Annotated in this window: 14 protein-coding genes; 9 read left to right on the forward strand and 5 right to left on the reverse strand. The window is 58.0% G+C overall.

Features of this window, described 5'->3' with window-relative positions:
* Nucleotides 1–170: 170 nt before the first annotated feature.
* From EWR20_RS02440 to EWR20_RS02470, 7 genes are read left to right on the forward strand one after another with little or no spacing between them, the layout of a single operon-like run.
* A complete protein-coding gene (locus tag EWR20_RS02440; protein ID WP_129358656.1) occupies nucleotides 171–920 on the forward strand; it encodes a GntR family transcriptional regulator in 750 nt (249 codons plus the stop codon).
* Complete coding sequence (locus EWR20_RS02445) at nucleotides 910–1,554, forward strand: amino acid synthesis family protein (RefSeq protein ID WP_129358658.1); 645 nt, start codon at nucleotides 910–912, stop codon at nucleotides 1,552–1,554. Before EWR20_RS02440 ends, EWR20_RS02445 begins: the two co-directional genes overlap by 11 nt.
* Entirely contained in the window at nucleotides 1,551–2,102 is a 552-nt protein-coding gene (locus EWR20_RS02450; RefSeq protein WP_129358660.1) for an amino acid synthesis family protein, read from the forward strand. The genes EWR20_RS02445 and EWR20_RS02450 overlap by 4 nt, the downstream gene beginning before the upstream one ends.
* 5 nt (nucleotides 2,103–2,107) lie before the next feature.
* Nucleotides 2,108–2,863, forward strand: a complete 756-nt coding sequence (locus EWR20_RS02455; RefSeq protein ID WP_129358662.1) for an alpha/beta fold hydrolase — start codon at nucleotides 2,108–2,110, stop codon at nucleotides 2,861–2,863.
* Nucleotides 2,856–4,337: an aldehyde dehydrogenase gene (locus tag EWR20_RS02460; protein ID WP_129358664.1), complete on the forward strand. Its 1,482-nt coding sequence runs from the start codon at nucleotides 2,856–2,858 to the stop codon at nucleotides 4,335–4,337. The genes EWR20_RS02455 and EWR20_RS02460 overlap by 8 nt, the downstream gene beginning before the upstream one ends.
* A gap of 4 nt (nucleotides 4,338–4,341) precedes the next feature.
* Complete coding sequence (locus EWR20_RS02465; RefSeq protein WP_129358666.1) at nucleotides 4,342–4,581, forward strand: tautomerase family protein; 240 nt, start codon at nucleotides 4,342–4,344, stop codon at nucleotides 4,579–4,581.
* Between the two features lie 50 nt (nucleotides 4,582–4,631).
* Nucleotides 4,632–5,678, forward strand: a complete 1,047-nt coding sequence (locus EWR20_RS02470; RefSeq protein WP_129358668.1) for an LLM class flavin-dependent oxidoreductase — start codon at nucleotides 4,632–4,634, stop codon at nucleotides 5,676–5,678.
* A 197-nt stretch (nucleotides 5,679–5,875) separates the two neighbouring features.
* On the opposite strand, the gene EWR20_RS02475 is transcribed toward EWR20_RS02470, so the two are convergent.
* Both EWR20_RS02475 and EWR20_RS02480 read right to left on the reverse strand, forming a co-directional pair.
* A complete protein-coding gene (locus EWR20_RS02475; protein ID WP_129358670.1) occupies nucleotides 5,876–7,702 on the reverse strand; it encodes a glycoside hydrolase family 15 protein in 1,827 nt (608 codons plus the stop codon).
* Complete coding sequence (locus EWR20_RS02480; protein ID WP_129358672.1) at nucleotides 7,699–8,760, reverse strand: glucose 1-dehydrogenase; 1,062 nt, start codon at nucleotides 8,758–8,760, stop codon at nucleotides 7,699–7,701. Before EWR20_RS02480 ends, EWR20_RS02475 begins: the two co-directional genes overlap by 4 nt.
* A 296-nt stretch (nucleotides 8,761–9,056) precedes the next feature.
* Here EWR20_RS02480 and EWR20_RS02485 point away from each other — a divergent pair, with 296 nt between their 5' ends.
* Both EWR20_RS02485 and EWR20_RS02490 read left to right on the forward strand, forming a co-directional pair.
* A complete protein-coding gene (locus EWR20_RS02485) occupies nucleotides 9,057–9,407 on the forward strand; it encodes a DUF488 domain-containing protein (protein ID WP_129358675.1) in 351 nt (116 codons plus the stop codon).
* A 120-nt stretch (nucleotides 9,408–9,527) separates the two neighbouring features.
* Nucleotides 9,528–9,818, forward strand: a complete 291-nt coding sequence (locus tag EWR20_RS02490; protein WP_129358677.1) for a hypothetical protein — start codon at nucleotides 9,528–9,530, stop codon at nucleotides 9,816–9,818.
* 236 nt (nucleotides 9,819–10,054) lie between these two features.
* Here the strand turns inward: EWR20_RS02490 and EWR20_RS02495 are convergent, their stop codons facing one another.
* The 3 genes from EWR20_RS02495 to EWR20_RS02505 all read right to left on the reverse strand — a co-directional run bounded on the left by EWR20_RS02495 (nucleotide 10,055) and on the right by EWR20_RS02505 (nucleotide 13,686).
* Entirely contained in the window at nucleotides 10,055–11,227 is a 1,173-nt protein-coding gene (locus EWR20_RS02495; protein ID WP_129358679.1) for a polysaccharide deacetylase family protein, read from the reverse strand.
* A gap of 197 nt (nucleotides 11,228–11,424) precedes the next feature.
* Complete coding sequence (locus EWR20_RS02500; RefSeq protein WP_394342269.1) at nucleotides 11,425–12,387, reverse strand: 3-methyladenine DNA glycosylase; 963 nt, start codon at nucleotides 12,385–12,387, stop codon at nucleotides 11,425–11,427.
* A gap of 3 nt (nucleotides 12,388–12,390) precedes the next feature.
* Entirely contained in the window at nucleotides 12,391–13,686 is a 1,296-nt protein-coding gene (locus EWR20_RS02505; RefSeq protein ID WP_129358681.1) for an aspartate kinase, read from the reverse strand.
* Nucleotides 13,687–13,802: the final 116 nt, after the last annotated feature.

The following is a 13,802-nucleotide window of genomic DNA, read 5'->3' on the forward strand; positions in this document are numbered from 1 at the left end:
GCTACCTTGCCGAGGCTGATAAACCCTAAAGCTAGAGGATTATCACCTGTTGCATGCCAGTAGCCCAGAGAATAAAAACTCGGATGGGTTAACCAAGGGTAAAAAGGCGGAATATCACGGTACATTGCTTCCCCTTGACAGCAACGTAACGCAAGTCATAGATTTCATGTATGCAAGAAGCCATGGAAAACCCAACGCAAAGCACAGGTGTTGAGGTCCCTCTGCTGGAGAAGGTACGTCGTCAAGTTATCAACGGACGTTATGGGCCTGGAGACCTCATCCCCGAAATCGTGCTGGCGGAAGAATTTGGGGTCAGTCGCACCCCCATCCGCGAAGTCCTCAAGCAGTTGCAGAACGAAGGGCTGGTGGAGATTCGGCCCCGCGTAGGGACGTTCGTGCGAGAACCGACGCGTCGGGAGATCGTTGAACTATTCGAACTCAAGGAGTCCCTGGAAGGGTTAGCTGCCAGTCTCATGGCTCGACGCGGCCGGGTCCCTGAGCTCGAGACACTTGAACGCAACCTAGAGGCCTCAGACGTGGCCGCGTCTGAAGGAAACAGCCAATCGTATGCAGAGCTAGTCCACGAATTCCATTGGACTCTGGTACGTGGTGCCGATAACCGGAAGTTGTACGAGACCTACGAGCGACTGATGAACCAGTTGGCATACCACCGCATTGTTGTTGACACGGTGACTCGGCCCGGTCGGCTCAAAGCTTCCGATAATGAGCACCATGCCGTGGTCGAGGCCATCAACCGCAAAGACGCTTTGGACGCAGAGTTCACCATGCGCAATCACGTTCGTGCTTCGAGCCAAGCAGCGTTGGCTCCGACGGACTACCCGCGTCTCACCGAAGCTGGTGCCTTGGACAACACGGAAGAACACTCGCCTACCGTCAGGAGTAGCCGCCATGGCTGTTAACACGGCACCGACAGCTATTGGTGGGGAGGTAGCGACTCGGATCGGTCTCCGCTCGCTCACGACCGTTTGCGATGAATTGCGTCTCGAAGCCGGAAGTCCCCTTCAACGCCCCTTGAGTCAGGCCGCGGCGATCGCGGTCGTGAAAAACCCGTGGCTCGAACAAGGGACCCAAAACGATCTCGGAGCAGCGTCGGAGTTCATCGCGCCTGTCTTGGGCAAGATACTCACGGACCAGCTCATCTCATCGTTGGGCGACGTCGAAACCATTGAAGCCTTCGGTAAAGCCGCTCTGGTGGGAATCGATGGCGAGCTCGAGCATGCAGGAGCGCTGATTCATACTCCGTACTTCGGCAACATTGTCCGCGAATTGTTACAGGGTACCTCGGTACTTTGTTTCACCGACGGACGTTCTGCCCCAGGTTCTGATCTGCGGGTTCCCTTGTGGCACAAGACTCGGGCGACGTCCAGGAACCACTATCAGACGATGGAAATCCACCTGCCTGATGCTCCTCGGGCAGATGAAATTTGCGTCATTGCTGCAGCGGCCAATGGCCCGCGCCCGTTCCCGCGCCTGGGCGACCGGCAAACTGATCGTCCGATTACCGCCGAAATTCTGAAAGGAATCCTGCCATGAACATTCGAAAAATCACTACTATCACCGAAGAGATCACCAGTGAGGGAGGACGAACTGTCGATCCTCCGGCTCGTCTGGCCGTGGTCGCTGCAGTTATCGAAAACCCATGGAAAGGTCAGGGATTCGTCGAAGACCTTACCGACGGGATCGAAGCTGTCGCTTCCGATCTCGGAGCGGAATTGGCACCGCGAGTGATGAAGGCACTCGGTGCAGATCTGGAGGCTTATGGCAAAGCTGCCATCGTGGGGCTCAACGGCGAGATCGAACACGGGTCGGCCCTGATCCATACTTTGCAGTTCGGCAATCATTTTCGCGATGCTGCTCAAGCGAGCACCTTGCTGCCCGCAGTCGAAAAACGAGCCCCTTCCGGGGCGGTCTTCGATATCCCCCTGAAGCACTTCACTGACGCCAGCATTCGGTCGCATCACCAGACGACCGAGGTACGCATCGCGGATGCTCCGCACCCGGATGAAATCTTGATCGCGTTGGCCGGTGCTGCCCAAGGACGCCCGCAGCAACGACTGGCGCCACTGAAATCCGAGCAGTGATCCGGATGGCTGAGCCCGCTAACGGCACCTCGGTGGTTCTCCTGCACGGAGTGGGCCTTGACCGGACAGTCTGGTCCGCCGTTGAAGAACAGATGGGTAGACGCCCGACTTTGGCGCTTGACCTTCCAGGTCACGGGGCTCAGCCACCGTTGAGGTCATCAATGACGTTGGCAGAGCTGGCCGATGACGTTCTTGAACGTATGCCCGACGAGCCGGTCCACCTCGTCGGTTTTTCCTTGGGGGCGCTGATCGCCCAGTTGATCGCAGCACGAGACCCTGAACGCCTGGTGACACTGACCTGCGTGAGTGCGGTTTGTTCCAGGACCCAGGGGGAGGCGGCTGCAGTCCAGAACAGACTCACTACAGCTCGGAACGACTTCCGGGCCAGCATGGAACAAGCGGTCCAACGTTGGTTTCCGGGCAATACCGAGATCAGCTCTCTGCGCCGGGACAGGACCTTCAAAGTGCTGATGGCAAATGACGTCGAGTCCTATCTTCATGCATACGCCGTTTTTGCCGGTGGGGACCGAAGCGTCGCACCAGAACTGCCCAAAATTACCGTGCCCACTCTGGCTATCACCGGGGAGCTAGACACCGGTTCCACCCCGGAAATGACCACCCGGTTGGCAGAAGTCGTACCCGATGCCCGGCGTCGCATCGTTGCCGGAGTCCGACACATGCTTCCCGCGGAGGCCCCTGAAGAACTTGTCGCGGAATTAAACGATTTCATCAACGAAGCGGAAGGAGCTCATCATGGCTGAGCGTCTCGATCACTTTATCGGGGGAGAACACCACTCTCCATCCAGCGGGACATGGTTTCCCAGTACCAACCCCGCAACCCTGGAAACACTCTACGAGGCAGCACGCGGCGACGAGGCCGATGTCCGAGCCGCTGTAGAGGCAGCCCACAAAACGTTTAACTCCCCTGAATGGACTCGGAAAACCCCCACTCAGCGGGGGCACCTCTTGCGACGATTGGGCGATGTGATCGGCGAACACGCTGATGAGCTGGCCCGGTTGGAGAGCGTAGATAACGGCAAGCTGTACCGCGAGATGCGTGGCCAGCTCAGAAGCTTACCGGAGTACCTGTACTACTACGGCGGCCTGGCCGATAAGGTTCAGGGTTCTCAGATCCCGACCAATTCTCCTGAAGTATTGAACTTCACACAGCGGGAGCCGCTGGGGGTCGTGGGAGCAATCACGCCCTGGAACTCGCCGCTGACTCTTACGGTCTCCAAGTTGGCTCCGGCGCTGGCAGCTGGAAACACGCTGGTGATCAAGCCCAGCGAGCACACGTCTAGAACCATCCTGCGACTAGGTGAACTGGCCGACGAAGCGGGTTTCCCCGCCGGGGCCGTCAACGTCGTAACAGGTTTCGGCGCGGAAGCCGGAGCCGCACTGGTGAATGATCCAAGGCTGGCCAAAATCTCTTTTACGGGCTCCACCCGGACTGGCTCTGCGATCGCTTCGTCGGCTGCAGCTCGATTTATCGGCTGCACACTGGAGCTGGGCGGGAAGAGTCCCAATATTGTTTTTGAGGACGCCGATGTTTCTAATGCTGCCATGGGTGTGATCGCCGGGATATTTGCCGCCGGGGGCCAGACCTGTATCGCTGGTAGCCGGGTTCTTGCGCACAGAAGCATCTACGACGAGTTGGTCGAACGCGTCACCGAACGGGCATCAACAATCAAAATCGGTGATCCTTTAGAAGATGAAACCGAATTGGGGCCGTTGGCCTTTGAGGATCAGCTCAAGAAGGTGCGTTCATATATCGATATCGGGTCGGATGAAGGGGCCACAGTTCATTACGGTGGCCAAGACCCCGAGGTGGACCTGCCCGGTTACTTCATTACTCCGACGGTTCTCACCGGTGCAACAAACGACATGCGGATCTGCCGTGAGGAAATCTTTGGCCCAGTCGCGGCGATCATGCCTTTTGAGACCGAGGAAGAGGCCCTGCGTCTTGCTAATGACACCGACTACGGGCTGGCCGCAGGGGTGTGGACCTCGAACCTGCAACGAGCAATGCGGATGTCGCAAAGACTCGATGCCGGAACAGTTTGGCTGAACACCTACAGGGCCATGTCACCGATGTCTCCCCGAGAAGGATTCAAACAATCTGGCGTCGGAGTCGAGCACGGTCTCGAATCGATGAATGAATACACCCGGCTGAAGAGTATCTGGATCAACACCGATGAGGGCCCTGTCGCGGACCCGTTCGTGATGAGGGGGTAAAGGAATGCCGCTGATCGATATTTCCATCGCCGAAGGGCGCAGTCGGAAACAACTGCGGGAACTGATGGAAGGTGTGCACCGCGTTGCTGAGTCAACAGTCGGCGCCGCGCCGGAAAACATCACCGTCATTGTTCGCGAGGTGTCCCACGAGCTCTGGTCTCGCAACAACCAAACTATCGCGGAACGGACGGCAAGCACCGACCTGACGGTATCGCCTGCCGAAGTCGAGACCAAGAATCGCTGATGTCCAGGAACAGTGACGTTCCTGGAACCGAGAAGAAGAGGAGGAGAAAGATGCGTTTTTCGCTGTTCATCCATATGGAGCGGTGGGACGAATCGCTGAGCCACGAAGAACACTGGAAGAACTTGGTGGAACTGGTGCGAATCGCCGAGGAGGGAGGATTCGAAACTGTATGGATCGGAGAACACCATTCCACGGAATACACCATCTCACCCAGCCCGATGCCCCAACTGGCATACCTGGCCGCAAAGACTTCGAAAATTCGACTTGGAGCTGGGACCATCGTTGCTCCCTTCTGGAATCCCATTCGGGCTGCTGGGGAAACCGCTCTGCTTGATGTCATCAGCGGCGGGCGAGCTGAGATCGGGATCGCCCGTGGGGCCTACCAGTTCGAGTTCAACCGTTTAGCTGGCGGTATGGCCGGGGCAGAAGGGGGTAAATATCTTCGTGAGCTTGTTCCGGCGGTGCGTAAACTCTGGGAGGGCGACTATGTCCATGACGGCGAACTATGGCAGTTCCCAGTCTCGACCAGCGTTCCGAAACCTGTTCAGAAGCCCACTCCTCCGATCTGGGTCGCTGCGCGCAGCCCTGAGACACACGACTTCGCTGTGGCCAACGGCTGCAATATCCAAGTCACCCCCTTGATGAAGGGGGATGAAGAAGTCAAAGACCTCAAGGACAAGTTCGACGCTGCAGTAGCCAATCACCCCGAGGTGGAGAAGAAGCCGGAAATCATGGTGCTCAAGCACACCTACGTCCACCCCTCCGAGGAACCCGATGGATGGCGGCCTGCCGCGGAAGCGATCAACCGGTTTTACCGGACATTTTCCGCCTGGTCTTTCGGGAAAAAGGATCCGGTGAACGGATTCCTGGAACCAATGCCAGAGGAAGATTTCGCCGAGCGTCCTGAGTTCGACCCAGAGGCCCTTCATCATACTGCGATGATTGGTACGCCTGATGAGATCACAGGACGAATTCGTTCCTATGAAGATATGGGCTACGACGAATACAGCTTCTGGACGGATAACTCAATGCCCCATGAGGACAAGAAGCGTTCTCTGCAACTGTTTATAGACGAAGTGATGCCGAACTTCCATTAGTCAATAAATCGCGTGATGTTTTTATAGGGCCTCTCGAGCGATTACGCTCGAGGGGCCCTATGGTGGCGAGATGTGTCCCGGCTTGCGGGGCACTGACTCAACAGGTTCACTCCGGTCGGGTGGGACCCCGCACAGTCGGTTTTCATCTTGATGATCTGTGGAGCCACGTCCTGGGCTTTCTCAAGGCACCATGGTCGTTAACGGGATGCCTCTCGAGTAATGAGAGGATCGCTCTGGCCGCTTAGAGTCTGGGCGCTGTTGATCAGCCCGACAAGACTAAACGCTTGCGGGGTATTTCCCATGTGCCGATGTGCTTGGGTGTCGTATTCTTCCGATAACAGTCCCAGGTCGTTGCGCAATGCCAGAAGACGTTCGAACAGATGCTCGGCTCGCTGGTGCTCACCGATCCCGTGCCAAGCATCTACCAGCCAGAAGCTACAGACCAGGAACGCATTTTCTCTGCCGGATAATCCATCGGCGTTCCCATCCGCGGTGTTGTCATAACGAAGCAAAAACCCATCGCTGTCGAGTTCTTGGGCCACGGCTTCAACCGTTCCGATAATACGAGGGTCATCCCAGGGCAAGAACCCAACTCGTGGCAGAAGCAACAAGGAAGCATCGAGCCCGTGGGAACCGTAGAACTGGGTGAAAGTATTGCGTTTCGGGTCGAAGCCATGCGCGCAAATATCGGCATGAATGGCTTGCGCCAACTGTTTCCAGGTGGCAACGTCTCCGGGCAGTCTTTGCTGTTCGACGGCCCGAATGGCACGGTCGACTCCGACCCAAGCCATAACTTTGGAATGAACGAAATGTTGCTTGGGCCCCCGCATCTCCCAGAGCCCATTGTCGGGTTCTTGCCAGTGCTGTTGAATCCAGTCGACGAGCGAACGTTGTAGATCCCAGGCGGAATCGTTGGCCTGAAGCCCCGCTTCGCGGGCGAGATGTAGACCATCGAGGGTCTCTCCCCACACATCGAGCTGATGCTGTCCCGCAGCTGCGTTGCCGACTCGTACCGGTCGTGAACCCTGGTACCCGTTGAGCCAGTCCAATGTCATTTCCGGTATGCGTTGGGTTCCGTCCAACCCGTACATAATCTGCAGTTTTGACGGGTCACCGGCTACTGCTCGAACCAACCATGCCCGCCAGGCCAGCGCCTCGTCGGTGTAGCCCGTGTTGATCAAAGCCTCGAGGGTAAATGTCGCATCACGGAGCCAGCAGTACCGGTAGTCCCAATTCCGACTACCTCCCAGCTGTTCAGGTAGCGAGGTGGTCACCGCCGCAACAATTCCGCCGGTGGGTGCGTAGGTCAGAGCCTTGAGCAGCATCAGCGAACGATGTACCTCCCGGCTCCAGGGGCCGTTGTATGTGCACTGATCAATCCACCGAGACCAGAAACGAGTGGTCTCCTTCAACGCGTGGCGGGCGTTGATGGCAGCAGGTGGAGGCAAATAGGAGGGCTTATGAGTGAGAACGAAGGCTATCTGCTTACCTGATGAGACATCGAAGGTTGCATTCAGGGTCCCGGCCTCGTGGCGCAACGGCACATCCGTGCGAACCCAGACTGCGTCTGGCCCGGCAACCGCCGCGAATTCTTCTGAGCACGGGGTTCCGGGTGCGTCGTTGCCCGCGTGTATCCACGGGGTGATGCGGCCGTAGTCAAACCGCAAACACAGCGAGGTACTCATCTGAACGCGTCCTTCGACACCTTCGACAATACGAACTACATTGGCGGCCTCGTCTCGCGGTGGCATGAAGTCGATGACATCTACGATCCCATCTGTAGATTCCCAGCGTGTGCGCAGCACAAGACTGTGAGCATCGTAATCACGTCTGCTCAGGCGCGCGTGCCCGGTCGGGGCAAGACTCCAATACCCTGCCGATTCGTCGTCTAAGAGTGCGGCCAAGCAGGCCCGATCATCGAAATGAGGCAGGCACAACCAGTCTATGGAACCATCAAGTCCTACCAGGGCGGCGGTGTGCAGGTCACCGATCAGTCCATAGTCCTCGATACGTTTATCGCTCACAACCCCTCCTCATCGAGCAAAACCACGGTCTTGACCTCGTGATCGCCAGAGGTAAAGGCCTCGGGAGCCTTCTTGAGCGGAATTCTTCTGGTGATAAGACGCTCCAGCCAACCTAAGTCTGCCTTGGCGAGGATCTGGGCAGCCTGCTTGTAGTGACCAAGGTTGGCGTTGACAGACCCGACAATCGCATCGTTGTCCAACACGATCTCACGGTTGATGCGGCCAGCATCAATTTTCAATGGAGTGCCCGTTCCAGAAACTCCTGTCAGGCAGACGATGCCGTACGGGCCGGTTTCTGCGATGGCATCGAAAATGACTTGCCCGGCTCCGGTCGCTTCAATCACCACATCGGGTTTATGGTGTTTGCCGACCTCCGTGACACTACCGGTGTGGTAAGTCGCACCAAGGGCCTGAACGAGATCCGGTTTCGGTCCTTCCGTGAGTTGATCCAAAACATGGACATCCAAGCCTTGCTGAACGCCGATCATCGCCGCCAACAATCCCACTGGACCAGCCCCGGTCACCAACACCGTCTGCGGGGCAAACCAGCTGCGCTGGCCAATGCGCTCAACTTGTTCCCAGGCCTTGGCAACAATTGTTGTTGGTTCCAGCAGAACCCCAGCTAGCCCCAGCCGCGGATCTAGACGGACCGCGAACTCGGGTTCTACAGTCCACTGTTGGCTTCCGTACCCATTGAGTTGCTTAATCCCTCGCTCGGTGTACCGTCCGTTGCGGCACATATCCCATTGCCCGCGTGCACAAGCTCCACAAGGTACCGGATCCGGGCGGCGTACGACTCCGGCTACAAGGTCTCCCACCGAAAACCCGCTTCCGGTGGGTGCTTGTTCTACCCGTCCCAGTGACTCGTGACCCAAAACAAGATGTTGCTCCCCATCAGGAGCCCAGCCATATTTCCCGTCCGCGATCTCTTTGTCAGTCCCGCAGATACCGATCGCGAGACCACGGACCAATAACTCGTTATCAGCAGGACGTGGCTCGGGTATTTCCTCGACACTGGTTGAATCTGATTCACCGGGCTTGACGGTTAGGGCGTACATAGTTCAGTGGTACCCGACTCTGTCCATTCCGTCCAGCAGGTGGAGAACTTATCAGATCATCGGTAATCCGTCCGTGGCGGGCTGGTTTGCATGTGCGTCAGAAGCAGACGGGGCCATACGTCCCTTCTGACCTGAACGAGTCACGTCGTCGGAACACTCGGGATATACCAGGTGTAGCGTCGCGAAATCGGTGCCACCTAACCAGTCAGGTCACATCATGGTCCCGGCTGGAGGGAAGCGGGGTGCCCCGGTCAGGGGCCTCGACCGGTACGGACTATCCGGTGTATACGTGGGATATGAACATTGTCGTCAAACGCATCTATGACCGATCTGGCCACAATGATGGGACGCGGGTGCTCGTCGACAGAGTCTGGCCGCGCGGTATTCGCAAGGAGGACGCCGAACTCGATGACTGGAATAAGGATGTGGCCCCCTCCACGGAACTGCGCAAATGGTACGGGCACGATCCGGACAAGTTTGACGAATTCTCCCGTCGCTACCGCGATCAGCTGGCCACCGAGATCGGCCAGCAGGCTCTCAAGAACCTACGCGAGAGTGTCAAAGGAAAACGCCTGACGCTACTGACTGCCACCAAGGACATCGAGTACAGCCAGGCGACGGTGCTGGCGCGGATTCTCTCCGACTGACCAGTCAGCCGCCAAGCTCGGACACGGCGGCAGTCTCACCCCTCCTGCCGGGACGGGAACCATCCGGGCCGCAGCCACACAGTGATAGCAGATTCGATGAGAACGACGGAAGATGAGCTCATGTCAGTTGAGGAGATCTGGATAAAGCCTGGAGGAGACGGCGCTTACCAGGCCACCATGCAATCGTTCGACGGCGAGGCCTCATGCACGCTCTACATTGGCGCCGCGCCCCGTCTGACCAACGGCATGCTGCCCGATGACGACGTCACGGCACGAGCCGTACTGCAGTTCCTGATGACCCACCAGGACCCATCGCAACTTCCTGCCGATGTGGAGCTTGAAGACGTTCTGGCCGCTTACGATGATGCCGAACAACAGATCGACTCATATGCCCAAAACCTGCGCTCCTAGACCCCGCTGATCCCAGAAAGCCACCATCGGCGTGATCCCGATACCGGCGGAGATCAAATACAGTGGCGGATCCTCATCCGTTCGACCGCATCTAGAGCAGAATGTCCTTCTGTTTCAGAGCTTTCGAGCGGATTCTTGCCTGTGCCTCTGACGGTATTCTCAATGTGTCCCGCTGGCGCGCATTCCCTAGATCCGCCCAAGACAAGTGGCAGCAGTCTCTTGGTCGGCTGCCCAGGTCAGCTGGAGGCTCCGGAGATTGATTTCGGGCGTGCGGGGTCGATGACGGAATTCGGGTCGAAGAACTCGCGCAACGTATCGGATGTTCCCTTGATCGCGTGCTTGAGCGAAATCCCATCCACATTGATCCGGGCCTCGCGAAGATAATTCGGTCCGGCCTGCCCCCATGCCGGGGTGGAGGCATCCACATTGAAGTAAGAATTGAATCCTTGGCCCTTGAGGTATTGGAACTTGTCGTTACCGTATTCCTCAATGCCGCAAATATCCGCCCCGAAGGGGTAGATGAGCATATCGGTCTTGCCCACGATCGGTGCGACCTCGGCTTGCCACTTCTCGTTGTCCTCCTGGATGTGCGACAGAGGAGATTTGGTGAAGTTGATGTGCCCCCACGAGTGGCTTGCGAATTCCCAGCCGTTTTTCTTGATGGCATCCGCGACCGATTTTGCGGTCTTCTTGTCCTTTTCGATGTTCTTGTTCTCGTCCTTGTAGGAGATATCGGAGGTCCGATACCCGAGTACACCGTTGTATCCGGTGATTGCGATGACGCCTTTGGCCCCGTCGTGGGAGAAGTCGGGGTGTTCTTCGATGAATTCCTCGACGATCGGCAGGTGATCGTAAGCGCCGATTTTTTTGTTCCCGTCAGCATCACGGTATTCGTTGAGGACTTTCCCGTCCTGGACGATCAGTCGATCACTGAATCCGTCGCCGTCCATGTATTCGTAGTAGGACAAGTCGTCGAAGGACAGGACCAGGGGTTTCTTGCCTTCCGGAAGGTCCAAGGGTTTGAGTTCGACGCTGCCGCCGGGGCGGGTTGTGTAGAGCTGGTGGGGGCTGACCAGGACGTAATTGCGGTCGTAGACCTGTTGGATGATCTTCCTGAATTCGTTGATCGTGACCATGTAATCCAGGTAGCCGTTTGCCTCATCGTCGCCGTCGAATGCTCGGTTCGGATCCACGACCAGCGAGTGGAAGAACAAGTGTGAAACCTCGGTGTTGTCTTTCCACGTGATGTTGTGCTGGGTCGGTGTGACCGAGGGGGAATTCGATGTGGGGGCCGATGTGGTGGAGGAGTCGGTCGCGGGTTCGGTGTCCTGGGAACTGCAGGCGCTAAGCAAGGCAGCCCCTACCAGCGCCGATGAAGAGATGACTGCGGTCCGGCGGGTGATCTTCACGGGGGAGCTCCAGATGGGCGTTTTGAGGGGATTTACGGAAGCATCACCAGGTTTTCACAGGAAGTGAGGATTGTGACTGAGGGTGTCGCGGGGCACGCCAGGTCGATCGAATCCGAGGGGCCATCGGGCCGTGACAGACGGAACGGGGAAGCGGCGCCATTGAACCCTGAACCCGTGTGCGGACGGTAACCGCGGCCTCAGGACATCAAAGTGGAGTCTGCGCGATCCAAGGTCGACATGAGCCGCTGTCGCAGGATTATTGAGCGCTCAGCGAACTCTCTCTGGAGTGTCGCGTATTGCTTTTTTCCTCGTGCGGTTTCGACCGGAATGGGCTCGTACCCCCATGATTTCAGATCGTAGGGTGCTGCTCTCATGTCCATTTCACGGACTTGCCAGGCGAGGTCGAAGCAATCCATCAGGAGAGCGGAGTCCACGAAGGGGAGCAGTTTGTAAGCCCACTTGTACACGTCCATGTTGGCGTGCAGACACCCTGGCTGTTCCAGGGATCGTTGTTGCTCGCGTGTCGGCTGTATTTCATTGCGTGGTACGGCTTGCGGCTGGAAAAACCGAAAGGCGTCGAAGTGTGTGCAGTGGATGCGATGGGTTTCGACCACGGAATCGGTGCCGTCCGCGCCCAGGCGAAGGTCCAGGTACTCGTGGCGGATATCGTTTTCTTCGGAGCGATAGGCCATGGCCCACTCATGCATGCCGAAGCACCCGAAATTTCCGGGCTTGGACACCGTACGGGAGAGAATTTCCTGTGTGAATTCAACAGCCGTGGAGCGAGCTTCCAAGAAAGCCTCGACATCGACCGTCGCCGCCGTCGGACGCTGGATCCGTGCTTCTTCCGGGGAGAGCCCTGTTTTTTGCAGTTCCGTGATACTGGGGCGGCGGTAGAACTTCCATTCAAGACGGTCGGCGGCGTCCAGGAGTATGACCCAGGGGCCGGGATGCCAGCGAGTCAGCTGGCCAGGTTTGAGCGTGTAGTACGTGAAGAGGAAATCTTCCACGGGGTGTTTCCGGCCGTGATGACGGCGTTCGAGGAACGGCTCGGTGTAGATCGCGGCGCGCTCTCGATGATCCTCGGCGAGGTCACGCCAAACCGGCCCGGTCAGGTGAACCGGGCCGGGATGCGGCGTGGTGGAAGACGTGAAACTCACCGGTTAGCGGCCGGTGCCTCCGTACACCGTGGCCTCGCCGTCTGCGTCGAGGCTGAACGCGGTGTGGACGGCGCGTACGGCGTCGTCGAGCAGGTCCGCTCGGGTGATCACCGAAATGCGGATCTCTGAGGTCGAGATCATGTCGATGTTCACGCCGGCCCTGGAGAGTGCGTCGAAGAAATGGAACGATACGCCGGGGTTGGACTTCATCCCAGCTCCCACGAGAGAGAGCTTGCCGATCGCGTCGTTGTATTCGATGTCCGCGAACCCAATCTCGGCCTGAACGCCCTTGAGAACTTCGATCGCGGTATCGCCCTGATCCTGGGGAAGGGTGAAAGAAATGTCGGTGCGAGCTTCGGAACGTGTCGAGACGTTCTGCACGATCATGTCCAGGTTGATCTTGGCGTCGTTGAGGGAACCAAAGATCTTGGCGGCGTAACCGGGCACGTCTGGGACGTCGACGATGGTGACCTTCGCCTGGGTTCGGTCGTGGGCCACACCGGAGATGAGGGGCTGTTCCAAGGGGATCTCCTTAGTCAGGTCGGGGGCGTCTGCATCCGATTCGGTGGGTATGACCCACGTGCCTTCGAGGTCGCTGAACGAGGAGCGGACGTGCAATTTTATTTTGAATCGGCGAGCGTACTCGACGCAACGCAGGTGAAGGATCTTGGCTCCGTTGGCGGCCATTTCGAGCATCTCTTCGCTGGAGACCCCGTTGAGCTTGTGCGCGGTCGATACAATCCGCGGATCAGCGGTGAAGACTCCGTCGACATCTGAATAGATCTCGCAATAGTCGGCTCCGAGGGCGGATGCGAGGGCGACGGCAGTGGTGTCCGAGCCTCCACGCCCCAAGGTTGTGATATCCCGTGTCTGACGGTTCATCCCTTGGAATCCGGCGACGATGGCGATGTTTCCCTCCTCAAGGGAGTCCCGGATTCGGTCCGGGTGGACCTCGACGAGGCGGGCCGATCCGTGTACGCCGTCGGTGATGATTCCGGCTTGAGAACCGGTGAACGACTGGGCCGGTGCCCCGAGCTCGTGGACGGCCATGGCCAGCACGGCCATGGAAATGCGTTCGCCGGCGGTGAGGAGCATGTCTAGTTCGCGGCTGGGGCCGGGCCTGGACGAAACTTCGTTGGCGAGGTCGAGGAGATCATCGGTCGTGTCGCCCATGGCGGAGACCACGACGACGACGTCGTTGCCTCGGTTTTTGGTTTCGACGACGCGTTGGGCGACCCGTTTGACACCTTCGGCGTCTGAAACAGACGAACCGCCGAATTTCTGAACGATAAGGCTCATGGTGTCTCCCTTGGTGATAGGAGTCTGACAAAAGTTAAGGTCTGGCGTTGTGGCCGGGCGCAACTGGAAGCGTGGAACTCGGGCCGCCTATCAGACTATCCGGTGCCTTGGTCCCG

Source organism: Rothia uropygioeca (assembly GCF_004136585.1).
Taxonomy (GTDB): domain Bacteria; phylum Actinomycetota; class Actinomycetes; order Actinomycetales; family Micrococcaceae; genus Rothia.

Excerpts from the sequence above, each read along its gene's own strand:
- EWR20_RS02450 (WP_129358660.1), top strand. The coding sequence starts at position 1,551 with ATGAACATTCGAAAAATCACTACTATCACCGAAGAGATCACCAGTGAG.
- EWR20_RS02485 (WP_129358675.1), top strand. The coding sequence starts at position 9,057 with ATGAACATTGTCGTCAAACGCATCTATGACCGATCTGGCCACAATGAT.
- EWR20_RS02465 (WP_129358666.1), top strand. The coding sequence starts at position 4,342 with ATGCCGCTGATCGATATTTCCATCGCCGAAGGGCGCAGTCGGAAACAA.
- EWR20_RS02505 (WP_129358681.1), bottom strand. The coding sequence starts at position 13,686 with ATGAGCCTTATCGTTCAGAAATTCGGCGGTTCGTCTGTTTCAGACGCC.
- EWR20_RS02480 (WP_129358672.1), bottom strand. The coding sequence starts at position 8,760 with ATGTACGCCCTAACCGTCAAGCCCGGTGAATCAGATTCAACCAGTGTC.
- EWR20_RS02490 (WP_129358677.1), top strand. The coding sequence starts at position 9,528 with ATGTCAGTTGAGGAGATCTGGATAAAGCCTGGAGGAGACGGCGCTTAC.
- EWR20_RS02455 (WP_129358662.1), top strand. The coding sequence starts at position 2,108 with ATGGCTGAGCCCGCTAACGGCACCTCGGTGGTTCTCCTGCACGGAGTG.
- EWR20_RS02440 (WP_129358656.1), top strand. The coding sequence starts at position 171 with ATGCAAGAAGCCATGGAAAACCCAACGCAAAGCACAGGTGTTGAGGTC.
- EWR20_RS02445 (WP_129358658.1), top strand. The coding sequence starts at position 910 with ATGGCTGTTAACACGGCACCGACAGCTATTGGTGGGGAGGTAGCGACT.
- EWR20_RS02460 (WP_129358664.1), top strand. The coding sequence starts at position 2,856 with ATGGCTGAGCGTCTCGATCACTTTATCGGGGGAGAACACCACTCTCCA.
- EWR20_RS02470 (WP_129358668.1), top strand. The coding sequence starts at position 4,632 with ATGCGTTTTTCGCTGTTCATCCATATGGAGCGGTGGGACGAATCGCTG.